At 69.1% G+C, this 23,883-nt stretch carries 17 protein-coding genes and 1 pseudogene; 2 read left to right on the top strand and 16 right to left on the bottom strand.

Annotation, left to right across the window (positions count from 1 at the left end):
• Positions 1-97 precede the first annotated feature (97 nt).
• The 16 genes and pseudogenes from IH48_RS0118000 to IH48_RS0117925 form a co-directional block, all read right to left on the bottom strand.
• Positions 98-1,630 (bottom strand): hypothetical protein, encoded by a 1,533-nt coding sequence (locus tag IH48_RS0118000; protein WP_030905024.1) that lies wholly within the window; start codon positions 1,628-1,630, stop codon positions 98-100.
• Between the two features lie 122 nt (positions 1,631-1,752).
• The gene (gene tpg, locus IH48_RS0117995) at positions 1,753-2,310 is read right to left on the bottom strand and encodes a telomere-protecting terminal protein Tpg (protein WP_030905021.1); all 558 of its coding nucleotides are present in this window, start codon (positions 2,308-2,310) and stop codon (positions 1,753-1,755) included.
• 6 nt (positions 2,311-2,316) lie between these two features.
• On the bottom strand, positions 2,317-4,473 hold the full coding sequence (tap, locus tag IH48_RS0117990) for a telomere-associated protein Tap (RefSeq protein ID WP_030905018.1): 2,157 nt from the start codon (positions 4,471-4,473) through the stop codon (positions 2,317-2,319).
• 51 nt (positions 4,474-4,524) lie between these two features.
• Positions 4,525-5,064 (bottom strand): fibronectin type III domain-containing protein, encoded by a 540-nt coding sequence (locus tag IH48_RS37650; protein WP_030905016.1) that lies wholly within the window; start codon positions 5,062-5,064, stop codon positions 4,525-4,527.
• Positions 5,065-5,157: 93 nt separating this feature from the next.
• Positions 5,158-5,913, bottom strand: coding sequence for an ABC transporter ATP-binding protein (locus IH48_RS0117980; protein ID WP_051839995.1), 756 nt, complete (start codon positions 5,911-5,913; stop codon positions 5,158-5,160).
• Positions 5,906-7,861 (bottom strand): dipeptide/oligopeptide/nickel ABC transporter permease/ATP-binding protein, encoded by a 1,956-nt coding sequence (locus IH48_RS0117975; RefSeq protein WP_078849822.1) that lies wholly within the window; start codon positions 7,859-7,861, stop codon positions 5,906-5,908. Before IH48_RS0117975 ends, IH48_RS0117980 begins: the two co-directional genes overlap by 8 nt.
• Before the next feature lie 6 nt (positions 7,862-7,867).
• Positions 7,868-8,770, bottom strand: a complete 903-nt coding sequence (locus tag IH48_RS0117970) for an ABC transporter permease (protein ID WP_234434300.1) — start codon at positions 8,768-8,770, stop codon at positions 7,868-7,870.
• A 91-nt stretch (positions 8,771-8,861) separates the two neighbouring features.
• Positions 8,862-10,490, bottom strand: a complete 1,629-nt coding sequence (locus IH48_RS0117965) for an ABC transporter substrate-binding protein (RefSeq protein ID WP_030905000.1) — start codon at positions 10,488-10,490, stop codon at positions 8,862-8,864.
• A 104-nt stretch (positions 10,491-10,594) separates the two neighbouring features.
• The gene (locus IH48_RS0117960) at positions 10,595-12,985 is read right to left on the bottom strand and encodes a prolyl oligopeptidase family serine peptidase (RefSeq protein ID WP_030904997.1); all 2,391 of its coding nucleotides are present in this window, start codon (positions 12,983-12,985) and stop codon (positions 10,595-10,597) included.
• Positions 12,982-14,097, bottom strand: coding sequence for a threonine aldolase family protein (locus tag IH48_RS33455; protein ID WP_051840033.1), 1,116 nt, complete (start codon positions 14,095-14,097; stop codon positions 12,982-12,984). The genes IH48_RS0117960 and IH48_RS33455 overlap by 4 nt, the downstream gene beginning before the upstream one ends.
• Entirely contained in the window at positions 14,094-14,732 is a 639-nt protein-coding gene (locus IH48_RS0117950) for a TetR/AcrR family transcriptional regulator (RefSeq protein ID WP_030904992.1), read from the bottom strand. Before IH48_RS0117950 ends, IH48_RS33455 begins: the two co-directional genes overlap by 4 nt.
• Before the next feature lie 1,378 nt (positions 14,733-16,110).
• Positions 16,111-17,941: pseudogene (gene asnB / locus IH48_RS33450) on the bottom strand (asparagine synthase (glutamine-hydrolyzing)).
• 278 nt (positions 17,942-18,219) lie between these two features.
• Positions 18,220-19,437 carry an ABC transporter permease gene (locus IH48_RS0117940; protein WP_030904988.1) on the bottom strand — a complete coding sequence of 406 codons (1,218 nt, stop codon included), beginning with the start codon at positions 19,435-19,437 and terminating at the stop codon, positions 18,220-18,222.
• The gene (locus tag IH48_RS0117935) at positions 19,434-20,132 is read right to left on the bottom strand and encodes an ABC transporter ATP-binding protein (RefSeq protein ID WP_030904985.1); all 699 of its coding nucleotides are present in this window, start codon (positions 20,130-20,132) and stop codon (positions 19,434-19,436) included. The genes IH48_RS0117940 and IH48_RS0117935 overlap by 4 nt, the downstream gene beginning before the upstream one ends.
• Positions 20,129-21,253: an efflux RND transporter periplasmic adaptor subunit gene (locus IH48_RS0117930; protein ID WP_037842322.1), complete on the bottom strand. Its 1,125-nt coding sequence runs from the start codon at positions 21,251-21,253 to the stop codon at positions 20,129-20,131. The genes IH48_RS0117935 and IH48_RS0117930 overlap by 4 nt, the downstream gene beginning before the upstream one ends.
• The gene (locus tag IH48_RS0117925) at positions 21,250-21,753 is read right to left on the bottom strand and encodes a hypothetical protein (RefSeq protein ID WP_158710318.1); all 504 of its coding nucleotides are present in this window, start codon (positions 21,751-21,753) and stop codon (positions 21,250-21,252) included. The genes IH48_RS0117930 and IH48_RS0117925 overlap by 4 nt, the downstream gene beginning before the upstream one ends.
• A 164-nt stretch (positions 21,754-21,917) precedes the next feature.
• Here IH48_RS0117925 and IH48_RS0117920 point away from each other — a divergent pair, with 164 nt between their 5' ends.
• Both IH48_RS0117920 and IH48_RS0117915 read left to right on the top strand, forming a co-directional pair.
• A complete protein-coding gene (locus IH48_RS0117920; protein ID WP_030904976.1) occupies positions 21,918-22,577 on the top strand; it encodes a response regulator transcription factor in 660 nt (219 codons plus the stop codon).
• Positions 22,574-23,770, top strand: coding sequence for a sensor histidine kinase (locus tag IH48_RS0117915; protein ID WP_037842320.1), 1,197 nt, complete (start codon positions 22,574-22,576; stop codon positions 23,768-23,770). Before IH48_RS0117920 ends, IH48_RS0117915 begins: the two co-directional genes overlap by 4 nt.
• Positions 23,771-23,883 lie beyond the last annotated feature (113 nt).

Here is a 23,883-nt window from a genome sequence, read left to right as displayed (position 1 = left end):
GCACCCGATGCTTCCTCGACAGTCGCATCCTTGCAGCTCAGCGGCACCTTTCTGCTACCAGGGCATCAGCTCAACCAATTCCGCTGAATAGTCGAGGTTAGTGGCCGCCGCGCGACCGCGACCTTTGCACCGCCAGGAAGACCAGCGCGCCGCCTGCCACCAGCAGGACGGCGATGCCCGCCCTCTGCAGGGCCCCGTCCGCGCCCGTGGCGGCGAGCTTGCCGCCGGTCGTCGTTTCTCCCTTGGTTCCTCCGGACGGGCTCACGGTGGCCGACGGTGATGCGGAGGCGCCGGGTGGCGGGCTGGACGTCGCCGGGCCGGTCGCCTTCACCACGATCACCGCGCTGTCGTTCGCCGACTCATCGTCACGATTGGGGTACTTGGGGTTCTCCACCGCCCGCACTTTGCCCCGCGCGCCGTGGACGGCCCGGTCGATCCGCAACGTGAACTCCTGGGTCACACGGTCGCCCGGCCGGAAGTCCGTGTCGGCGATGTCACAGGTGTAGCTCTTCGCGCCGGCCCTGCCCGGTGTGCAGTTCCACAGCGGCCCGGGGTCGCCCTGCTCGCCTGGGCCCGGGGCGCCGATGATGGTGGTGCCGGAGGGCGGGGTCACCACGAACGTGCCGGAGTTGCCGGCATCCATCCACGGGAAGCCCATCCGGCCAGGACCGTTGTTCCGCACGCCCACGGTGATGCTCACCGTCTCGCCGACCTTGCCCTCGACGGTGTCACCGAGCGCCTGGTAGTCAGCGTGCTGGGTGGTGGCAAAAGTACCGTATCCGGAGCCGGTGAACCCGGAGCCGGAGGCGACGGACTTCAGGCCCAGCGGCGCGCCGGTGCCGCTCTCGGGGAAGTCGGACGGGTCGAAGGAGTCGGGCGCGGTGGCGCCGACCGGCCACACGACGTAGGTGTTGTAGCCGTACATCGTGTCCGTGGAGGCGCTGTAGCGCAGTGGCGCGTCCGTCTCGTAGGCCGCGCCGGGCGCGACCGGGGTGTCGAACCGGCACCAGGCGCCGACGTCGGGCCGCTTCGAGTAGTGGCAGTTGGAGTAGTCGCGAGCGAGCATGACGCCTTCTGAGTCCTGCACCCACAGCATGACACCCTTGTCGGCGGGGGCCGGGCCGGTGTTGGCGAAGGCGGGCGTGCGCTCGAAGACGGCGCCGGGCGCGATGCCCTTCAGCGCCGGATAGGGCCGGCTGACGAGCTTCGGCCCGCCGATCAGGACGTCCGTCCTCCCCGTCACGGTCGCCGCGTCGGAGGCGGTGGCGGTGTAGGTGATGGCGCCCGTGTCGCCCGCCCCGGCGGCCGCGGTCGGCTTCAGGAAGAACGGGTCGATCGACTGCCCGCCCGACAGCGGGCCGACGTCGCACCTCACCTTCAGGGTGCCGGTGCTCACGCAGTCCCCCGTGACCACCATCGTCGCCTTGCCGGCCAGGGACGACGCGTCGATCGCGACCGAGACGTCATGTGCGTCCCCACCCGAGGCGGTGATACCGAGGCCCAGGTTCGGGCCCTCACCCTCGGTGGGGAGGTAGTAGTTCTCCTGGGTCTCCAGGACGAGCGTCGTTGTGACAGCGTGCGCGGCCGGAGTTGCGACCGCCACCGCAGCGACCGCGAAAGTGGCGGCCACCGCCGTTCGCCATGTTCTGCGTATCGTCAGCACATCATGTGGACACTCCGGAACGCCGGAAGGTTGCCCCGCCGGCGCCGGCGTTTCGTGTCGTACGAGGAGCCTTCACCGCGCCCGGTCTGCTACAGCTCGATCTGGATGTGCTCCACCTCGGTGAACTCCACGTCCAAGCCGTGCGCGCGGGTGTTGTCGGCGCGGAAGTACATCTGCGCGAGACCCTCGGCGGTGATCTGCTGGAGCTGCCGCTCGCCGGCGCCCTGCTCGTGGGCCGTGAACAGCCGGTCGGCGTATGCGGGCGGCAGGGCCTGGGTGATGTCACGGATCCGGGCGTCGTCGCTCGTGCCCGGCTGCGCGGTGAACCCGAAGCGGGCACGGGTGGAGACGACCAGGCCGCCGGTCAAGGCCGCCGTCTTCCGGGCCTGCGCGCGTACCCGCGGCTGCCAGCGCTTGGTGACCTCGCTCTCCAAGCGGCCACGCAGGACTTGGCGGGGCCGCTTCAGTTTGCCGACGATGTAACGCTCTACGGTGCGCTGGGAGATCCCGAGCAACTGTGCGGTGGCCCTGGTACCCCGCAGTTGCTTGACCAGATACCGCATCTGCGCCGGGGCGCTTTGCGGAATGGGACGGGTGAACGCCCCTTGCAGCGCATGGTCCAGACTGTCCCCGACCGAGTCCGCCATGGCCTGCTACTCCCCTGCTCCGGCACTGGGGCCGGTCTTGATGAAATTGGCGATGTTGAACACGCCCCCGCGTTCCTCGAACAGCTGCTCCGCCCACAGGACGCTCCGGGTGCCCTGGTGCTTGACCATGCCGGGCGATACGCCGAGACGGAACGTTCCCGGTACCGGCTTGCCCTCCGACGTGTGTGGCAGGACATCCAGCGGGGAGGGACCGGGTGAGGGGTAGACGATCGCGTCGGTACCGATCGCGACCGGATACACGTCGGCCGCCGCGGCGGTCTTCATCAGCTTGCGGTGCAGGCCCACACGCTGGTTGGCCAGGACAGCGGCCCGGATGTCGGGGCGCCATGTCTCCCGGTCGAGTGCCGGATAGGGCTCGTAGTAGGGCACCTGGCCGCGGCTGCGCTGGCGCAGCTTGCCGATGCCGCCCTTCGCCGTGGCCTTGATCGCCGTGGCCAGCAGGCTCATGGTCGCGTCGGCCTCCTTGGCGCGGGCCATCGCGTCGAGGAACTCCTGGCCCGCGAGGCCGGTGGTGACACCCAGGTCGGCCATCGTCGCGACGTAGGCGTCACGCAGCCGCTTGTACCAGGCGTCCAGGTAGCGGCCGGTCCGGGTGCGCACGTGCGCCTCGAGCGGCGCGACGTCGAAGCCCAACTCCACCGCGTAAGCCACGGTGGGCGTCGCATACCAGGCCACGCCTTCTGGACGCTCGCCCTTGGGCGTGAACGGGGAGGGCAGGCGGGTTCCGTCGACCGTACGGCCGCCCACTCGGGCCTGGGACAGGTCGATGTGGGACAGGTCGACCAGCCAAGAGCCGGGCAGCGCCGGGTCGAACGTCGGATTACCGGTGAGGTGGGTCGGCCCGTCCAGACCGACGGTGAGGCCGTTCGCGGCCGCGGCGAAGGACATGTTGACATCAACCGCGATCAGGAACCGGTTCGCGCACTCCTCATCGGTCAGTGGACGGCACCAGTCGTAGGGCTCCTCCATCAGCATCTCGGCAGGGGTGCGGATGTGGTGCCGGGCGAACTTGCCCTTCAGGTTCGGGTGCTCGTCGGGGACCTCGCAGTCCACCACTTCGTACCGGGCGGTGAGCGCGTCGTCGTTGAGGGCCTGCTTGAACTCGCCGGTGGCGTCGTCCTTGTGCGCGCGAGTCGGCGGGCGCAGAGCGACCATCAACTCCAGGCCGGTCGTCGCCGTGGTGCCGCGCGGCGTCATCACCCGCTCCGCGTACAGGCCGAGATACTGCGCGAGGTCGGCCGGATGCATGGTCGGAAGCCGCGGGTCGTCCTTCGAGTCCCACTCGCGGGCATCCAGCGCGTTCCACGACAGCATGCACAACTGGACACAGCGCCGTATCGACCCCTCAGGGTCGCGGAAGACGCGAGCCCACGGCCCGAAGCCGCGCCGGGTCAGTTGCAGGCCGGCCCTCTCGATCTGCCTGACCACCTTGTGGCCGGACGCGAGCCGCCCCGCCCGCTGCTCCTCCTTCGACAAGGTGGCAGGCAGACCGTAACGCTCCAGTGCGGCTCCGGTCAGTACGAGAACCGGATCGGCGTCGCGGCCGTGGCGATGCAGCCGGGCCTGCCCGAGCCTCGCCTCGGCAAGGGTCCAGTCAACCAGCGCCGGGATGCTTTTGGCGGGCACGTCCAGGACCAGACCGCCCACACAATAGGCCGACACCCGCCCGTCCTCGCCGGCGTCGACAACCGCCAGCGGACCATTCTCGAACCGCGACCCGGCAACGGCAGCCGTGTTGCCCGCTACCGCTTTGGGGCGGGACGGCGGGGCAGCGGCGGGCTCGGGAGCGGGAACTGGCTCCGGGGACGAGGCAGAGACAGGAGCAGGGGCCACGGCAGGGTGCGTCTCCGGGGCCGGAGCAGAGTCAGTGGGCGCGCCGGAGGCCGCAGCGGGGAAACGATCAGCAAGACCCTCCAAGAGCCGGGCGTACGCAGCGCGCTTCGGCGTCCGCGGCTCACTCCTGCCGCTCTCCCAGCTCCCCACCGCCTCTCGGCGCGCACCCAGCGCCCTGGCAACCTGCGCCTGGCTCAAACCCGCGGCCTCCCGCAAACGCCTGCGCTCCTCAGGCGCAGGCAGGTCGTCCCGCGCGACATGCTCCAGCAGTGCATCGACCGCGCTGAACAACTCATCCTCCGTGGACACCCAACCACCTCCCGCACGCAACCTACCCGAACCGCCCATCGAAACACTCACTCAAACGCACGCCCATTCCGCTTGCATCGGAAGGCAGCACGCGTATCGGATACACGGAGCGGGTGCGCTCCGGTCAGCCCGGCCCGGGCTGTGGTGGGCCCGGTTGCCGACCGCTTCGGTGTCCGCGACGGTGTAGTGGCCCGGCGCGGTCTCTTCGGTCGTGTGGGTGGCGAAGACGTTGTACAGGCCCATCGCCCGATTCGAACCGACCCCGTACACGTATCCGCCGCTGTTCGCCGGGGTGAAGCCGCCGGTGGCTGTGGCGGCGCTCGTAGCGGTTCCGGCGGTGCCCGTGGGGTCCACTGCGGCGACGGTGTACGTGTGGGCGGTGCCCGCGGTCAGGCCCGTGTCGGTTGAGTGGGTCGAAGTGGTGGTGCCTGTCTTTGCGCCATCGCGGTAGACGGTGTACGAGGCGGCCGAGTCCGGCGCGTCCCAGGACAGAGTCGCGGTGGTGTCCGTGGTCGCGGATGCCTGCAGGTCCGCCGGCGCCGGAAGGATCCGGTGCCGCCTCCCCCGCCTTGGCCGTGGCCGTCGAGTCACGTTGAGCCATCCGCTGAGAAATCGTCAGTGTCCAATGGACACCGTGCATCATCGTCGCGACAGGCACCTGCTGGTCGGGCGCGGCTCTGTTCCCTAGCTGCCCTCCATCGTCAGCGCGGAGTCCCGAGCGGTGGCGAGGAGTTCACGCGTGTACGCATGCTGCGGCGAGGCGAGCACCCGCTCCGCGGGGCCGGTCTCCACCAATGCCCCTTCCCACATGACCGCGATCGTGTCGCTGACGTAGCGCACCACGGAGATGTTGTGCGAGATGAACAGCAAGCCGAGTCCGAGTTCCGTCCGCAGGTTCTTGATGAGGTTGAGGATCGCTCCTTGCACGGAGACGTCAAGCGCCGAAGTGATCTCGTCCGCGATGATGAAAGCAGGACGTGCGGCCAGCGCGCGTGCGATCGCGACCCGCTGCCGTTGGCCGCCGGAGAGCTGTCCCGGCCTGGAGCCGGCCCGTGCCGGGTCCAGGCCGACAAGGTCGAGCAGCCTGGCCACTTCGGCGGCACGGCCGGAGCGTGGTCGGCGCCCTGAGGCCGGTAGTGCCTCCGCGATGGTCGCGCCGATGCTCATACGCGGGTCCAGCGATGCGAACGGGTCCTGGAAGATCATCTGCACGGCCCTGCTTCGCCCCCGGCCCGTGGCGAGGGCGGCCCCGTCGACCGAGATCCGCCCTTGTGCGAGGGAGGCCAGGCCTACGGCGGCCCGGGCCAGGCTCGACTTCCCCGACCCTGATTCTCCGACGAGGCCGAGCACGCCGCCCGACGCGACGGCGATGCTCACGTCGCGGACGACGGTCTGTGGGCCGTAGCGGACGCTGACGGAAGAGAAGCGGAGTTCAGCCATGGTCCTTCACCTCGGTCGGGCACGTCGTCGTGTGTGCGGCCGGCGAGCGCCGCGGGTTCCAGCAGGCGACCCGGTGGCCGGCACTCAAGGGGGTCAGAGTGGGATCGTCGGTGCGGCACCGGCTCGTCACCGCGTGGCACCGGTCGGCGAACGCGCAGCCGACGACCGCCTCGCCCGCGTCGGGCACACGGCCCGGGATGACGGTGAGCGGCATGGAGGGATCGGTGTCGATGCCGGGGACAGCGGACACCAGAGCTCGCGTGTAGGGGTGCGCCGCGCGCGCGTGCAGAGCACTCGTGGGCAGGTCCTCCACAATCCGCCCCGCGTACAGCACCATCACCCTGTCGCAGGCCCGCTTGACCACCGTCATGTCGTGGGAGATCAGCAGGAGTGCGGCTCCGCTGCGGTCGCACACGTCCTGCAGCAGTTCGAGGACCTGGCGTTCGGTCCTGACGTCGAGGGCCGTGGTGGGCTCGTCGGCGAGGATCAGGCTGGGAGTGCGCATCAGCGCCATGGCCACCATGGCGCGCTGCCTCATGCCTCCGGAGAACTCGTGCGGGTAGTCACCCACCCGTTCCGCCGCGTTCTTGATCCCCACCGTGGTCAGCCGGTCGACGAGGCGTCGCAGCGCCTGCGCCCGGCCGGCGCGCTCGTGGTAGCGGGCCCCGTCGGTGAGCTGGTTGCCCAGTCTCCTGACGGGATTCAGGGAGGACATCGGATCCTGGAACACCACGCCGAGCTCGGCTGCGAGGTGCCGTCCGTGCCTCGTACCGTGCAGGGCGACACCACTGAGCTCGAGCCGGTCCGCGCGAACGTGCCCCGGACGTTCGATGAGCTGCGCGACCGCGAGGGCCACCGCGCTCTTGCCCGAGCCTGATTCGCCGACGACGCCGACCGACTCGCCCCTGTCGATACGGAAAGTGACGCCGCGTACGGCATCGATGCGGCGCCCGCCGGCGTAGTAGGTGACTTCAAGTCCTGCGACGTCGAGCACCGGCCTGCTCTCCACAGTGGTGGTCGCACGTGCGACAGTGGCGGTGGCGCCGGGCGATACGGGGACGAGGCTTCGGTCGCTCTTGCCGCGGGGGGCGGCGGGGGCGGCGCCCTCCGCCACGCGCCGCGCCGCCGCGTCGCCCAACAGGTTGAGGGCGAGCCCCGCGACCACTACAGCGGCGCCCGGGCCGACCACCGCAAGCGGGTTGCTGTACAGCACGGACTGGCCCTTGTTGAGCAGCGCACCCCAGTCGTACTGGGGTGCCTGGATGCCGATGCCGAGGAACGACAGGCCTGCGAAGGACAGGATCGCGCCCGCGGCCGTGTTGGCGGCGTTGAGGATGAGTGGCTCCGCGATGTTGGGCAGGACGTGCCGGGCGAGGACCCGGACCTTCCCGACGCCGGCCATGCGAGCGGCGGCAACGTACTCACGGGACTCGACGGACTTGGCCAGGTTGCGTACGAGGCGCGCGCTGTGCGGCACCCCGGCGAGACCCACCGCGAGCACCGCGCCGAGGGTGCTGACACCGAAGACAACGGCGAGGAAGAGGGTGAGCAGGAGCCCGGAGAAGGCGAGTGAGATGCTGATCGCCAGATCCGTGGCGCGGCCCGCCGCTTTGCCGAAGAATGTCGGCAGTGTACCCACGGCCAGACCGAGCAGGAGTGAGAGCGCGGTCGCCGTGAGCGCGAGGAGCAGTGACAGCCGCGTGGCGACCAGAACGCGCAGCCCGATGTCGTGCCCCAGGGAGTCGGTGCCGAGCAGATGGTGTGCCGAGGGCCCCTGTCCGGCCACGGCGACGTCCAGATGGCCGGCCTGCTGGCCGACCAGGAACGGGGCAATGACCGCCACGAGGACGACAAGGACCATCAGGACGCCGCCGATCAGCCCGCTGAGGTTCCCTCCGAGCAACTGCCTGCCGCGTACGCGTATGTGTGCGGGGGCTGTGGGAGTCATGGCCGGTCACCTCTTCGTCGAGGGGCGCGGATCGACGGCTGCGAGCACCAGGTCGACCAGGAAGTTGACGGCCAGCACGGCCGATCCGTACACGAGGACGATGCCCTGCACCGTCGGGTAGTCCTTTCCCTGGATGGCGGAGACCAGGGTCGAGCCGAGGCCGGGCCAGGAGAAGACCTGCTCGACGAAGACGGTCGAGGCGACGAGCCCGGTGAGCAGGAGGCCGCCGAGCGTCAGCGTCGAGGTCAACGAGTTCGGCAGCACATCGAACAGCAGGACCCGCCATCCGGGCAGTCGTTTGGAACGCGCGGTGCGCACGAAGTCCGCGTCCAGCACGGACAGGACCTCGGCGCGCACGATGCGCGCGAAGAACGGCGCGGGCCCCGCGGCCAGTGCGACGGTCGGCAGGACGTACGAGGCCACTCCGCTGCGGCCTGCGATGGGGAACCAGCCCAGCTGGATCGAGAAGACGTACACGAGCCCTTGGGCGAACAGGAACGACGGCACGGCCAGCATCAGCACGCTGATGCCGGTGAAGGAGCTCTCCACCGACCGCAGGCGGCCACCTCTGGTCGTGACCGCGAGGAGCACACCGAGCGGCAGGGACACCAGCGCCGTGACCGCGAAGGCGAGGGCGGCCAGTTGCAGGGTGGGAGGCAACTGGGTGCGGATCGTGTCGGTCACGGGCTGTCCGGTCAGGATCGATGTCCCGAGGTCGCCGTGGAAGAGGTCGTGCAGGTAGCTGAGGTACTGGTCGGTCAGCGGCCTGTCGAGCCCCAGCGCCCGGGTGCGTGCGGCGACGACGTCGGCGGGCGTGCTGGAGCCCAGGGCCGCCCGCACGGGATCGCCGGGGACCAGGTGGATCATGAAGAACGTGGCGGTGACCAGGCACCAGAGCGAGATCGCCAACCGTGTCAGTTCCGCGGCGAGGCGTGTGGCACGGGAGGATCGGGTCCGGGCGGGCGGCGCGGCTCTGTCGGTTTCGAGGACGAGTGCCATGTCAGTGCAGCTTCAGGCTCGTGGGAATCGGCTGGCGTGTGGTGATCAGCCTGGCCGCCGCGGACTTGGCGGTGAACAGGACGGAGGGCTGGTCGGCGATGGGCACGATGTCGGCGGCCCGCAGGACCGAGTTTTCCGCCTTCACCCACAGGGGGCAGCCCTTGGTGCCGGGCTCGGCGATGGCCTTCGCCGCGAGCCTGTCGTACTCCGGATTGTTCACCTTCTGCAGGTTCATGCCGGTGGGAGCCCCCGGCCCCGACACCTCCTGCTGGATCTGTGTGGGCAGGGGTTGCGCGCTTGCGGCGATGAGTACCGCGAAGTCGGCGGAGCCGTTGATGAACGCCTGCTTCTGCTGGGTGGTGAGGAGGTCGAGCGTGACCTTGGCGCCCAGCGAGCGCCACTCGCTCTGGAGCAGTTGTGCCACGGACTCCTCGTTGTCGTGCTGGTAGGCGATGGTCAGCGAGAGGGGCTTGCCGCCCTTGACGCGTGTGCCGTGCGGGCCCTTTTTCCAGCCTGCCGCGTCCAGCAGCTTCCCTGCCGCGGCCAGGTCGTGTGCCGGGAGCTGGGTGGTCGCGTCGGCGCCTGGGCACGGCAGCGGTGCTCCGGTGCGCAGGGCCGTCGATCGCGTCGCGGGTTCGCCGGAGGACAGGCTCTGCACCTTGACGAGCTGGCGGAAGTCCATGGCAGCGGCCAGCGCGCGCCGCACGCCTCGGTCGGTGGTGGCCTGTTCGGCGGTCTCGGTGAAGTACAGGGCGGCCGTCTGCGTCTGGACCGTGGCCCGCGGAATCCCCGCCGAGGTCAGCCGCTTGCCGTCCTGACCGAGCACCTGGGTCGCTGTCAACTGGCCGGCGAGGAGTTCGTTGGCCGCGGTCGTGGGGTTGGTGACCACCTTGAGCACCACCTTGTCAGGCGTGCCCGCGGCCGAGGTGCGTGCCCCGTCAGGGCCCCACGCGTATCCCTTGCGCACCCGGTAGGTGTAGGTCGTCTGGTCGGAAGAGGTGAGCACGAAGGGCCCGGTACCGTCGCTGGAGTGCGTCAGCGTCGACTTGTCCTTCATTCCCGTGGCGCAGACGATGGGCACGTTGCCCAGCGTCTCCAGCAGGAACGGGTAGGGCGACTTCGTGTGGATGGTGACTGTGCCCGTCGCGTCGTCGCCGTGGACGGTGTAGCCGACAGTCGGGGTGAGGGAGCCCAGCCACGGATAGGCGTTCTTCGGGTCGCCCACGTAGGTGAGGTCCGAGGCGACCTGGTGTGCTGTCAGTCTGCTGCCGTCGGAACAGGTGACATCGTCGCGCAACTGGAAGGTCGCGCTGGTGTCCGTGGTGCTCCACCTCTTCGCGAGGCCCGTCTGGAAGGTGCCGTCGCTCTTCTGGTTGACCAGGGGGTCGTAGGCCAGGTAGCTCAGATACTGCATCTGCCCCGAGCCGGTGTTCGCGTTGTAGGGGTCGGCGGACGGCAGGGGTACGGGGACGCCGAGCGTGAAAGTGCCCGAGGCCGTCGTGCTGCTCTCGGCGCCGCCACTGCACCCGCCGGCGAGGAGGAGCGCCAGCCCGGTGGCGGCCGCTGCCGCGCCCCGCGTCCGCCGTCGCCGGCTGTGCCGTACGCCGGTGTTGTCTCTCTGGCCGACCATGGTTCGCTCCTTCGTGACGGCACTCTTCGTGCCCGGTCCTGTTTCGTTGGGACGTCGTTTTCGGCGGGTCCGGAACGCAGTGGTGTGGTGTGACGTGCGTACTGTCAGGAGGCCTGCGGCTGCCCAAGACCTCTCCGCGTCGGGAAGAACGAGACGTAGACCTTGGTCAGCCGGTGCGGGACGCGCCACTGTCCTGACCATCCAGGAGGGGAGTAGACGGACGTGCCCGCCGGTGCTTCGAGCACTGTGCCGTCCTGCTCCCTCAGGACGATCGTCCCCTCGGTGACGTGGAAGAACTCCGCCCGGGCGCCCATGTCCATGGATTGCCATTCGCAGGGCTCGCACTGCCACACGCCCGCGTCGGTCCGCTCCGCGGCGTTCTCGAAGTGGGTTGTCGTGGAGTTGGGTGGTAGACCGCCGGCGTCACCGGACGCCTGCCCCGGCATCATGCTCCCAGTGGCCCGTACGTCGGCGGTGTCGGCACGGAACACCACCGCCCGGACGGCACGGTGTCCCGCGGCCTCCGGCTCGGTCCGGGGGGTGAGGGCGATCTGGTCGGCGATGAACGCCAACCACTCCGCCGTCTCCTGTGCGAACGCCTCGGCTCCGATGGCGGCGTGCCCCCGGTTGCCGTGCACGCGTAGCAGAACAGGTGCCTGCCCCGAGGTGGCCGCCGCCACCAGCGCGGCCATCTTCCGCGACTGCCAGGGCTTGCAGCGGGGATCGTTCTCACCCGCGACGAAGAGGCACGCCGGGTAGGCGAGCCCAGCCCGTACGTGGTGCACCGGAGAGTAGGCGCGCATCCAGCCGGCCTGCACCGGGTCGCGGACGGAACCGAACTCGCGGCTGGCGATGGAGTCCTGGAACGGGTCACCCATCCTGTTCATGAGGTCGAGAACGGGCGAACGCGCCACGACGGCCCTGAACAGTTCGGGGTGTTGTGCGATGGCGGCTCCCGCGGTCAGGCCACCGCCGCTCGCCCCGTGGAAGGCCAGTGAGCCGGGCGTCGTCAGCCCGGTGGACACGAGTTCTCCGGCGATCGCGAACAGGTCGTCGAACGTGTGTTGTTTGTTGCCGAGCCGACCCTGCTCCCACCAGTCGAGGCCGAACTCACCGCCACCGCGCAGATGAGCGATCACGTAGGCGCCGCCCGCCTCCAGCAGGGGGACCGCGAAGCTGTTGAACGACGGCAGCATGGCCAGCCCGAAGTTGCCGTAGCCCTCGACGACGGTGGGGAGGGGAACGCCGGGAGTGTGACTCTCGGGAACGATCGCCGTAGCGGGTACCCGGGTTCCGTCGGCGGAGACGGCGGTGATGCGCCGCACGGTGACGCCGTCGAGCTCAACGGCCGGTGCGGCGACCCGGGTGAGCCGGTCCTCGGCCACCTCGTAGCGGTAGACCGCCGCCGACGACGTCGGGGTGGAGAAGGTGAAGGAGATCTCTGTGGCACTGCGGACGAACGGAGGCTCGCCGACATGCCCCGCGGTGGCGTAAACGCCGCCCGCCGTGCCGTGTTCCGGCAGGTCGAGCCGGCTGATCAACGCGCCATCGAGGTCACGGACCTCGATCACTGTGCTCAGGTCCCGAAGCATCCCCACGACCATGCGGTCCGAGAAGACGGACAGGCCGAGCAGTACGTCGTCGCACTCGGGGACGATCTCGTGCCAGGTCTCGGGGTCGCTCGCGGTGGCTACGGGCATGCGGACGATGCGCCCGCGCGGGTGCCCGTCCGTGACGATGGCCACGAAGTCGTCGCCTGCGAACTCTCCGATGTGCATGCCGGGGATGTTGTGGAGGAAGGGCCTCCATCGGCCGTCGGAGTGGCGCAGATGATCGGTGCGGTTGTCCACCACGAGGGTGGTGTAACGGCCTTCGGCCGACACGTAGGCGCGGGGGAAGCGCACGGCAGCGGGCAGTTGCTCCGGATGCCGAGGCGCCGGCTGCGAAAGCCGGTAGAGGTAGAGGGAGTCCTCCTCTCCGAGGAACTCGCCGCCCGTCACGTTGCGCGCGTCCACGAAGAAACCGCTGGAGTCCGGCAGCCAGGACACCGGCCAGGCCGGCACCCAGGGTATGTCCGCGCGGATGCGTTCCCCCGAGCCGACGTCCATGACCATCACGTTGGACGTCTCGGAGCCCGCGACCTCGACACCCATGGCGACGAGTGCACCGTCCGGTGACGGCGCGTACCACTCCAGGCGGGCCGGCGCACCGCTCTCATGAGCGACGGCACCGGCGTCGAACAGCACTCGTGGCGGGCCGTCGGGCTCCGTGCGGACGAGCACGCGTCCGAACTCCCTTTCATCCCGCTGGAACCAGAGGTCACCCGCGCGAACGAGTGGCGCCGCCTTGGTCCGTGTCGCCAGCGAGAGCAGACGGCGCCGGAACGGCTCGTACGCGGGCAGGCCGTGCAGAACCGCACGGGCCCGTTCGTTCTGAGTCGCCTGCCACTTCAGAGTGTCCGGTGTGTCGTCCGCTTCGAGCAGTTCGCGGTTCACTTGCAGGTCCTCTCCGGTGCTGTGGCAATGGCCGAGGCGCGGTCGGCGGCACGGCGCGTCATGGTGGTGACCAACTCCGCCACCTCGGTGGGGCTGATGTCCATCGCTCCTTCGCCCACTGAGAGTTCGAAGAAGCACCGGCGCGGATGGTCGGTGGTGCGCAAGGCGTGGAAGAGCTCCAGGCCGGTTTCTTCCACCAGTTCGGCATGTGCCGCCGCCACAGGCCCGGGGGGAAGATCGAGATGGACGTGGAACAAGGCTGTCTGCGGCGGGTCGGGAACGACTTCGGCCACGCCCGTGGCGGCGATGGCCGCGGCGAGCGCCCTGGCGTGCTCCAGGTGCCGGCCCGTCCTGGGAACGATCTCCTCCAGGGCCATGAGGCCAAGCGCACCCAGCGGCCAGTTGCCGCCCGACTCGCCTCCGAGGCGTACCGCCCAGGCCCAGGCCTGTTCGACGAACTCGCGGTCGCCCGCGAGCATGGCCCCGCGCGGCACTTCGAGCGTCTTGTAGAGCGAGACGTACACCGAGTCGAAGAGTGCGGCGATCTCGTCGAGTGACCTGCCGTAGCCCGCGGCGGACTCCCACAGGCGGGCCCCGTCCAGGTGAACGGCGGCGCCCTTCGCCCTCGCCGTGCCGATCTGTTCGCGCAGCGCTCCGAAGTCGGGCAGCACGCCGCCGATCTCACGCTGAGGCAGCTCCCACACCACCGCCGCGAGAGGTTCGGGCACGCCTTCGATATCGGCGCCGGCGAACAGCGTGTGCCGGTCGCCGAGCGCGTGGAAGCGCAGCCCGTGGACAGCCGAGTATCCCTCGAACTCCCAGTTCGCCAGGTGGCAGGTGGGGTGCCCGGCGAAAGCCCGGCGGCGGCGCAGGTCGGCGTGCACGCGCAGCGCGATCTGCTGTGCCATCTTCCCCGTCGGGAGCAGCAGCGCGGCCTCCTTGCCGAGCAGCCCGGCGACCCGGCGCTGAAGTTCACGGACGGCGTCGGGCTCGGGTGTCCTGGCGAGCCGGTCCGCCAGCCGACGCGCCACCGCCGCGGGCCGCCGCCTGGGTGTGTTGACCACGGACAGGCTGCGTATGTCACCGCCGGCCGCGCTCACGGCCCCGGTCATCGCGCCCCACCCCATCCCGCGCGGAGCAGGTTGAGGGCGTGCACGAGGTCGTCGGCCCAGTCGCCGGGCGTGGTGTCAGCCGTTTGCGTCGCCGCGACCGTCTCCGAGAGCGCGCTGAAGGCGACGCACAGCAGGCGAAGGTCCTGCTCCGTCATGCCGACTCCGGCAGCGCGGGGCAGGAGGGCCTCGGTCAGCGCGTCGGCGGCGTGCTCCCGACGCGTGAGGTAGGCGGCCATCAGTTCCGGTTCCGACCTGGCCAGCTCGCGGTACTTCCGCCGGACCTTGAGCTCGGCGGACGTGGCACCGCGAATCCGGTCGGCCATCTGCTCCAGTATCTCGAACGGGCCCCCGTCCGCGTGGAGTTCCTCGATGGCCTCGACCGTGGTCGCCACGTCGGGCTGGCTCATGGCCACTGCGGCCTCGATAAGTTCACCGCGGCTGTTGAAGTGGTTGTACACGGTCATCTCGGAGACCTCCGCGAGCTCCGCGATGTTCCGGATGCTCGTGTCGGAGACCCCGTCCCTGGTGAAGAGCAGCCACGCGGCGCTGAGGATGGAGTCCCTCGTCCGTTGGCGCTTCCGTGCCTGGAGGGGCAGCGGTTTCCCACTCACCTTGACGCTGTCACGTCGTGCCACTGTTGCGACTCACCTCGGCCTGCTCAACCGGAATATTCAGGATGACCAGGAGTGTAGGTAGCTCAAAAAGTTGAGTCAACTAAAAAACCGCATCCGGTTTCCGAAGCCCAGGAAGAGCCGGTCCTCGGCCCGGAGGTCGCGCGACCCGAGCCGACCTCGGATGACATGGGCTCTGGCAACCCGACCGCCCACTCCCCCACGCTGTCCCCGCCGATGACGAACGCGACGCGGGTGGGGCGCCGTACGTCATCCGGTCAGTCAGCCTGATGAGGACATCGCGGCCATCAGGCTGGTGCCGGACCCCAGCGCACTCCTCGGCGTGTCCCCCTCGTCCGCCAGGTCCGCGCCGAGGCCGACGACGGCGAACTGGCGCCCGACATCGTGTGCGGCGAAACGGTCGCGGGCAGGAGAAGGACTTGCCGGCTACACCTGGCGTAAGGGCCAGTCTGGCAGGAAGCCGTCACGAGGGAGCGCCGACGTCATGTCCTGGCGCGGCCTTGCCTCGCTCGCCGTGGTTGTTGCGGCAGTGTCCTTGAGGGGCGGGACGGCCGAAGATGGCAGCACCGCACTCGCTGCGACGAGGTCCCCGAGGCCGAAGCGGGCACTGCTTGCGCCGATGGCGCGTACGAGGTCTTGGTGTCTTCTCCCGCTCACATCCCCCTGGGGGCACGGTGGAGTTCCCGCCCTGTCGGCCTCCACAATGACCCGAGGATGGCCCAGCCATGATGTCACCGAGAGCGACGCAACCACCGGAACCGGTGAGGTCACGGACGGCACCATCTCCGGCACAACAGCGAAGAGCGCTCGAGGGCGCGTTCGTAGCGCGGTGCAGACGACGGCAGCCAACCATGGTTCGTTCGACCACCCGACGGTGACGTTCCGGCAAGCCGGAGCTTCCCTTGCCGCGGCTGGCGATCCGCAGTGTGACGCCATGCTCGTGGAGCCATCGCCGCCGGTGGTCGATGTCGTAGTTTTTGTCGCCGTGGATTTTGGGTGGTCGGCCACGTCCCCGCCTCCTGTGGAGCGCGGAAGGGAGGCGTGCCGCGGCGGGTCGGATTCGGCTCTGTCAACTCCTCTCATGGAGGGTCCCGACTCTGACGGAGACGCCGGCACAGGCGAATGGTCAAGTTCGCCACTTACGCCGAGTTCGCAGGAAGGGGACGGAGGGCGACGCCTGACGGTGTCGCCCTCCTTGGTGGCAGTATTCGGCTGCCGGTTTGCACAACGCCCTCGGCTACCTCAGCCCTGCTGAGCAGAGGCCCACTCGCGGCCTGCGCTTTCCGAACCGAGCAAGGGCAGATCCATGTCACGCAACGTTCTTCCGCAGGCACGCACATCGCGCTCCTGAAGTCCGATCCTCACGTACCCCAGACCCGCCTCACACCCGTATGGTGGGGTTGTACGCCGCGAACCAGGTGTCGAGGTCCAGTGCCCGTTCCATCAGCATGCGCTGCTGTTGCGTGACATCCTCGGGCGTCACTGTGGTCGCCGCCGTCAGGGCCCGCTTGTCCACCAGGTCGGCTGCAGGACGCCCGCAGGAGACGACGTCGGCAGACTGGTCCTGGATGGCCGTGACGTAGCTGGGGTCGAATGTGCCTGGGTAGCCGCTCTTCTTGCGGTTCGCCACGGACTCCGGCAGGAGCTCGCGGGTCGCGGCGCGCAGCAGGCTCTTCTCCCGGCCGTCGAAGGTCTTCATCGACCAGGGGGTATTGAAGACGTACTGCACCAGGCGATGGTCGCAGAACGGGACGCGCACCTCGAGCCCGACGGCCATGCTCATGCGGTCCTTTCGGTCCAGCAGCAGCTGCACCATGCGGGTCAGATGCAGGTAGCTGACGACACGCATCCGGGCGTCGAGTCCGCTCTCGCCGTCCAGCGGCGGGGCTTCGGCGACGGCGGTCCGATAGCTGTCCGCCACATAGCCCTTGAGATCGAGCCTCGGCGCGAGGTCGCGGCTTACCTGCTCGTTGCCGGCGATGAGGGTCTTGGGGCCTGCCAACCACGGGAACGTCTCTGCGTGGCGCCGTTCGTCGTGGAACCAGGGGTAGCCGCCGAACACCTCGTCCGCAGACTCGCCGGAGAGCGCCACGGTGGTGTGCTTGCGCACTGCCGCGAACAGCAGGTACAGCGAGTTGTCCCGGTCCCCGATTCCCACGGGCAGATCCCGTGCGCCGACCGCCGCTCGGCGCACGGCGGGGCTCGACAACGCTGCGCCGTCCAGGATGATGTCCTGGTGCGTGTTGCGCAGGTGTTCGGCCACCGCGCGGACGTAGGGCGCGTCCCGGGTGGGCGCGATGTCCACGGCCTGGAAGTGCTTCTCCTGGTCGGGGAAGTCCACGGCGAAGCTGCGCACGACTTCGCCCTGCGGTTTCAAGTGCCGGGCAGCGAGCGCGGTCAGCGCGGAGGAGTCGAGTCCGCCGGACAGCAGAGTGCAGCGCGACACGTCGGCGACGAGCTGCCGCTGGACGATGTCGTCCAGCAGCTCCCGTACGTGTGAGACGGTCTGCTCTCGGCTGTCGGTGTGCGGCTCCGACCTTAGCCGCCAGTAGCTGCGGCGGCGCAGACCGGCCCTGTCGAGGGTGATGATCTCTCCGGGCCTGACCTCCGCCATGCCCTCCCAGACCGCCGCTCCGGGCGTTTTGGCGAAGGAGAACAGCTCGCGCAGCCCATCGAGGCCGACGACCCGGCGGGCCAGCGGGTTGGCGAGGATGGCCTTGGGTTCCGAGCCGAAGAGGACGCCATCGTCCATCTCGTAGTAGTAGAAGGGTTTGATGCCCATACCGGTCACGGATCATCACGAGACGCTCGGTTCGCGCGTCCCAGATTGCGAACGCGTACATTCCGTTGAGGCGATCGACGAGCGCGTCGCCCCACTCGAGGTAGCTGTGGAGCACCACCTCTGTGTCCGAGTCGGTGTCGAACCGGTGGCCGGCGCGACGCAGTTCATCACGCATTTCCGTGAAGTTGTAGGCCTCGCCGGAGTAGACCATCGAGACGTCGCCCTCAGGCGTTTCAACCGTCATGGGCTGTGCGCCACCTGGGAGATCGATGACGGCAAGCCGTCGGTGGCCGAGGGCCGCGTGGTGGTCGAGCAGTGTGCCTGCGGCGTCCGGGCCGCGGCAGGACATGGTCTCGGTCATGGCCTCGATGTCGTGTCCGTGAAGGGTCAGGTCGCGCTGGTACGCCACCCATCCCGTGATGCCACACATGATTGACCTCATTCCTCCAGCAAAGGTTGCCCTGGGAAACTAGCTCCCATCCTCCCGGCCCGTCCATGACTTCGAGCGCGCCTTCCGTGTGGCGCTTCTTACAGGGGTTGGCCGGTAAGACCGCTGGATGATTTGTTGCCTCGCCGCGGAGGCATGCGGGTGAAGGATTCTGATGCTGTAAGTGCCGAACTGCCGTGCGGACGCACGTTCCTGATGACGAGAAGAAGCAGCGCCGTCGAGCTCGTCAGCGGCCGCGTCATCACGTCACACTTTCTCTGTCAGCCGTTGAGGGCACTGGTGGGTGGGATCCCGGCGGCCCGCATCGCGGGGTAGAGACCGGCTGCCGCGCCGATCACCAGGGTGGCGATCAGTCCGATCGCGACCGGCTCCAGAGGGATCGCCACCGGCCAGGCGTTCAGCCACGCGATCACGGCCGTTGTGACGCAGCCGATCAGTGCTCCGAGGCATCCGCCGAGGCCGGACAGCACGAGCGCCTCAGTGAGGAACTGGGTGCGGATGTGGGCACGGGTGGCGCCGAGCGCACGTCGCACACCCACTTCACGGCGCCGCTCGATCACTGAGATGATCATCGTGTTGGCGACTCCGATCCCGCCGACCAGCAGCGCGATGGCGCCGATCCCGACCAGCAGGCGGGTGAACGCCTGGTCGATCGCGGCCTTGGCTGCCAGCGCGTCGGAGGGACGTGAGACGCTGACCTCGTCTGGCGCTTGCGGGTTCACCGTTCTCGGCAGCAGTTTCCGGACGTGCTCCAGACTCCGCTCGGTCGAGCGCTCGTACACGGTCGTCGGGCTCCTGTTCCAGTCCAGGAGGGTGTGGGCGGCCTGCTCACCTGTCAGGGCCGAGGCATCCAGCTCGGGTGCCAACGGTGAGGGGTCAAGGACACCGAGCACGGAGAAGTACTGGTCTCCCAGCCACACCAAGCCGCCCGGCTCGACGACGCCGAGGCGCTGCGCGGCGGCAGAGCCCAGCACGACGGCCGGGTACTTGCTGGTCGCCTTGTTCAGCCAGACGCCGCTGTGCAGTGTTGTGCCGGTGACCGTGAGCAGGCCGGGGTCGGCGGCGGCGACCTGGATCCCTCCGGTCGCGTTCGGATCGGCCAACGGGCTGCGGTAGACATGCACGCTGGTCAGCACGCCGATGCTGCCGGCCGACTCGACTCCGTTCATAAGCCGGATCTTGCCCACGGTGTCAGGCGGCAGGGACGTCTCGTCCCCGAACAGCGACTTTCCCGCCTCGGCTCGCAACAGGTTCGTGCCGAGGCTGGAGAGCTGCTGGGTGACGCGCGCCTGGCTCGACGAGGAGATGCCGACCACAGCGAGCATCGCCGCGATGCCGATCGCGATGCCGAGCGCGGAGAGCACCGAGCGCAACCGCCGTGCTCTGATGCCTGTGAACGCGAGCCGGAAGCCGTCGGCCGGGCGGATGGAGGAGCGCCGCTGTGCGGCTGTGCCGGCGTGTTGCCCCGTGGCCGTCATACTCCGCGCTCCTCGCTCGTGGTGCGGCTGTCGGAGAGGACCTTGCCGTCCCTCACCGCGATCTGCCGTGGGAACCGTGCGGCGATCTCCACATCGTGGGTGATCACGATGATCGTCGTGCCGCGCCCGTTCAGTTCGCGCAGTAGTTCCACGATCGACGCGCCGGACTCCGAGTCGAGGTTGCCGGTCGGCTCGTCCGCGAGGAGCAGTGGAGGATCGCCGACGACCGCGCGGGCGATCGCGACGCGCTGGCGCTCCCCGCCGGAGAGCTGGTTCGGCCGGTGCAGCATCCGGTCCGCGAGACCGACACGCCGGAGCGCGGCGCGGGCGAGCCGACGGCGTTCCGAGAGGGGTACGCCGCAGTAGAGCAGGCCGTCAGCGACATTGTCGAGGGCGCTCGCGCCGTCGGTCAGGTGGAACTGCTGGAAGACGAACCCGATGCGGTGGGCACGCAGTGCGGACAGTGCCGCGTCAGGGAGCCGCTGCACGTCTGCCCCGTCGATCATGGCGACTCCGCCGGTAGGGCGGTCCAGTGTGCCTACCAGGTTGAGCAGTGTGGACTTGCCGGAACCACTCGGGCCGACGATCGCCACCAGTTCTCCCTCGTCGATGCGGAGCGAGATCCCGTCGCACGCCCGCACCGGAGGCTCGCCGTAACTGCGCTCGACCCCGTCGAGTTGGACGATGGTCGTCATAGCTTCGGCACCACGACTTTCTGCCCGGCCCTCAGTCCTCCGCCGGAGATCTCCACGAAGCCACCCGCGAACAGTCCGGTCTTCACCGGGACACGTTTGATCGTGCCGTCCCGCTGGAGCACCTCGACACCGAACCGGGATTCGCTGAACGCCATCAACGCACCCACCGGCACGGACAGCACGTTCTCCCGGCTCGCAGAGGGGAAGTCGACGGTGACGCTCGCCTGCTGCAGGGATGCGGCCGCCGCGGGGTCGTGAAGGCTGATGGCGACCGGGATGGTCACCTTGCCCGCCTTCGGGTCCGCCTCGTGCGGGGTACCGACCGAGACGATCTTGCCGGAGGTCCTGGAACCGCCCGGGAGGGTGATCCCCACTTTCCTGCCGACGACGGCGAGCTGCTGGTCGGCCAGGTCCAGATCCACCGACACTTGTTTGTCCGGCTCGGTGACCGAGAGCACAGCCCCGGCGCCGACGGGTGAGCCGATCCGCGTCTTCACCGACTGGACCCGCTCGTCCCCGTGCTCGAACACAACCCGGCCGAGGTCGACGTTCCCGGTCTGCTTCTGACCGGTGGCCTTCTGCCAGGCGATGACCGCCGCCTTTGTCCTCCAGGTGAACTCCTCGTCCGGCTTGCCGGAGAAGTGGCCGAGCGCTTTCAGGTTCTGTTCCAGCTGCTTCACGTCAGGTCCGTCGTCCATCCCGGACATGAACGCACGCCAGGCCGGCTTGTCACCGTGGAACAGGAACACGGGGACGTCGTCGACGCTGAACAGCGCCTTTCCGCGCCGTACGGTCGTCCCTGGGGCGGGCGCGCCCGTCAGGATGCCGGAGACACCGGAACCGATGTCGTGAGCGCCGGCGAACGCCAGGGAACCCGTCGCCTTCACCGTCGCGCTCAGCCTGCCGTACTCGATCGGTGCCGTGGAGGCGTCCGGCTCGCTCCGTGGCGCAGGCTTGTCCCCCGTCGTGGCGTGGACAACCGCCGCACCGCCGCCGACGAGCGCCGCCGTGATCGCGAGACCCGCGATCCATGGCGTGGCCCGGCGACGGCGCTTGCGCGTTCCGGCGACGCCTGGTCCCGTTTCCGTCCCGGTGCCGGCCTTCGGGATGTCGGAGATCACTGCTGCGCCTTCATGATCGGGCCGGTTCCGTTGCCGCACTTCTTGATCACGTCCTGCGGTGCGTCCTGCGGCACGGCGAGGTTCTCACCCTTGACAGGGTCGGGTACGTCGACGCCGTTGCGGCGGAAGCACTTCGCGGCCTTCAGCGCGTTGTCGTACGACTTCTGCTGTATCTCCTTCTGCTCCTCGGGGGTGTACGGAGGAGGGGTTCCGAGCTTGCCCGTGCAGACCTTGATCGCGGCGACCGTCTTGCCCTGCTCGTCCGGCTTGAGGGCGACGCTCTGTCCGTCGGAGTTCGGGTCCGGCATATCGATGCCGTTCTTCCGCATGCAGGCCGCGTACTTCAGCATCCACCCCTGGCGGGCGCTCTGGCCGGAGCCGGCCCCCTTGCCCGAGGCGGTGGAGCCACCCGAAGAATGAGAACAGGCAGCCAACGGGAACACCAGTGCCACTGCCGCCAGCAGCAGGACCGTTCGTTGCCCAGGACGAATGTCGGACATCGCACACCGCTTTCGTGAATCGTGTGTCGGATTCGGCACACGCCATCGAAGCCCGTCCACGGTTACCTGCGCGTTCAAAAATTTCTTTACGCCGGTGTGACGTGGCATGCGGTCAAGTAGTGGCCGACGAGGATGTGACAGCCGAACGAGGAAAGCAGGCCGGAGTGCGCGCGTTGATCGTCGAGGACGAGACCTATCTCGGGGAGGCGATCCAGACCGGGCTACGCCGCGAGACGATCGCCACCGACCTGGTCCATGACGGCGCCACCGCCATCGAGTACCTCAGCGCGAACGATTACGACGTGCTCGTCCTCGACCGCGACATCCCCACGATCCATGGCGACGACGTCTGCGCCTGGACGATGGCGAACCGGCCGTCCTGCCGGGTTCTCATGCTGACGGCGGCGGCCACGCTACGCGACAAGGTCTCGGGTTTCGAGGTCGGCGCCGAGGACTACCTGGCGAAGCCGTTCGACTTCCCGGAACTGGTGATGCGGTTGCGCGCGCTGGAACGCCGGCCGGGAGTCTCTCAGCCTCCCGTGATCGAGGCGGCGGGCGTAAGGCTCGACCCGTTCCGCCGTGAGGTCTACCGGGAGGGCCGGCTGGTGCGGCTGAGCAGGAAGGAGTTCGCGGTGCTGCACGTACTCATGAGCGCCCGCGGAGGCGTGCTCAGCGCGGAGACACTGCTGGAGAAGGCCTGGGACGCCAACGCCGACCCGTTCACCCACACCGTCCGCGTGACCATCTCGAACCTGCGCAGGCGCCTGGGTGAGCCGTGGGTGATCGAGACCGTGCCTGGCGTCGGCTACCGGTTCACCGCGTGAGCGCCCGAGCCCGAGCCGCGAAACCACGCCGCTTCAGCATCCGAGCACGCCTCGCTCTGACCTACAGCGCCCTGCTGGGACTGACCTCCGCGCTCATGCTCGGCGGCGTCTACCTGTACATGCGGTACGTGCCGACGTACGAGCTCGGCAACCCCTCCTCTGCGCAGCGACCGCCGAAGGTGATGCCGTCGTCGGGTCCCGCGGCCGGTGATCACGGACATGCGGCGATGGCGGTGCCGGCCGCGCCTGTGGTCCGCAGCGTCGAGCAGGTGTTCGGACTGCTCCTCGTCATCTCGATCGCGGCGTTCCTGGTGCTGGGGGCCGTCGGCGCGGTCGTCGGCTGGATCATGGCCGGCCGGATGCTCCGCCCGCTCAAGGCGATCAATGCGGTCGCACAGCGCGCCGCCGAGGGCGATCTGCGCCAGCGTGTGCAGGCGGACGGCCCGCACGACGAGCTACGGGACCTCTCCGAAACGTTCGACGACATGCTCGGCAAGCTGGAACGGTCGTTCGGTGAGCACCAGCGCTTCGCCGCCAACGCCTCCCACGAACTGCGCACACCCATCGCGACCACGCACACTCTGCTCCAGGTCGCCCTCTCCGACCCGAAGATCGACCTACCCGCCCTCCGCACGGTCGCACAGCGGGTGTCCGAGATGAACCGCCGCAACCAGGCGACAGTAGAGTCGCTGCTCGCTCTCGCCGAAGCGGGCAGCTCGACCCTCAAACGGGAGGAGGTCGACCTGGAGGCACTGGTGCGCGAAGCGCTCCTACTGGAACTGGACGCGATCCGCGAGCAACACCTCGACGTGTCGTCACACGTGACGGCAGAGAGGGTGACAGCCGACCGGGTCCTGGTCGCCCAAGCTCTGAGGAATCTCGTGCAGAACGCGGTGCGGCACAACGCCGACGGCGGAGCCGTGCACATCCGGGTGACCGGCGGTGCATCGGGAGCGGTGATCGACGTCGAGAACGATGGCCCCGATCTGTCCCCGACAAACGTCGAGTCCCTGATCGAGCCGTTCATGCGAGGCACCGGTCGTGCGGTGGGGTCATCCACACGCGGCCACGGGCTCGGACTGGCCCTGGTGCAGAGCGTCGCGACGGCGCACAGCGGGACGCTCAGGCTCAGCGCGCGGCAAGGCGGCGGGCTTCGCGCAGTCCTGACCCTCCCGCCCCCTGCCGCACCATGATCTCACCTGTCCCCAAGCGCACCATCGGCCGCGGGTGGCGCCACCGGCCCCCTCGCCGCCGGGAAGGCTGCAGATGCACGTCAGACGACCCGTCGGCAGGACCTGGATGGGGT

This window comes from Streptomyces sp. NRRL F-5126, from assembly GCF_000721265.1.
GTDB lineage: Bacteria > Actinomycetota > Actinomycetes > Streptomycetales > Streptomycetaceae > Streptomyces.
This window is presented reverse-complemented; position numbering and strand designations above follow the sequence as displayed.

What these genes read in the sequence shown, in the direction of transcription:
- IH48_RS0117980 (WP_051839995.1), bottom strand. Translation starts at nt 5,913, where the DNA reads ATGGCTGAACTCCGCTTCTCTTCCGTCAGCGTCCGCTACGGCCCACAG.
- IH48_RS0117940 (WP_030904988.1), bottom strand. Translation starts at nt 19,437, where the DNA reads ATGACGGCCACGGGGCAACACGCCGGCACAGCCGCACAGCGGCGCTCC.
- IH48_RS0117925 (WP_158710318.1), bottom strand. Translation starts at nt 21,753, where the DNA reads ATGTCCGACATTCGTCCTGGGCAACGAACGGTCCTGCTGCTGGCGGCA.
- IH48_RS0117975 (WP_078849822.1), bottom strand. Translation starts at nt 7,861, where the DNA reads ATGACTCCCACAGCCCCCGCACACATACGCGTACGCGGCAGGCAGTTG.
- IH48_RS0117965 (WP_030905000.1), bottom strand. Translation starts at nt 10,490, where the DNA reads ATGGTCGGCCAGAGAGACAACACCGGCGTACGGCACAGCCGGCGACGG.
- tpg (WP_030905021.1), bottom strand. Translation starts at nt 2,310, where the DNA reads ATGGCGGACTCGGTCGGGGACAGTCTGGACCATGCGCTGCAAGGGGCG.
- IH48_RS0117935 (WP_030904985.1), bottom strand. Translation starts at nt 20,132, where the DNA reads ATGACGACCATCGTCCAACTCGACGGGGTCGAGCGCAGTTACGGCGAG.
- IH48_RS33455 (WP_051840033.1), bottom strand. Translation starts at nt 14,097, where the DNA reads ATGACCGGGGCCGTGAGCGCGGCCGGCGGTGACATACGCAGCCTGTCC.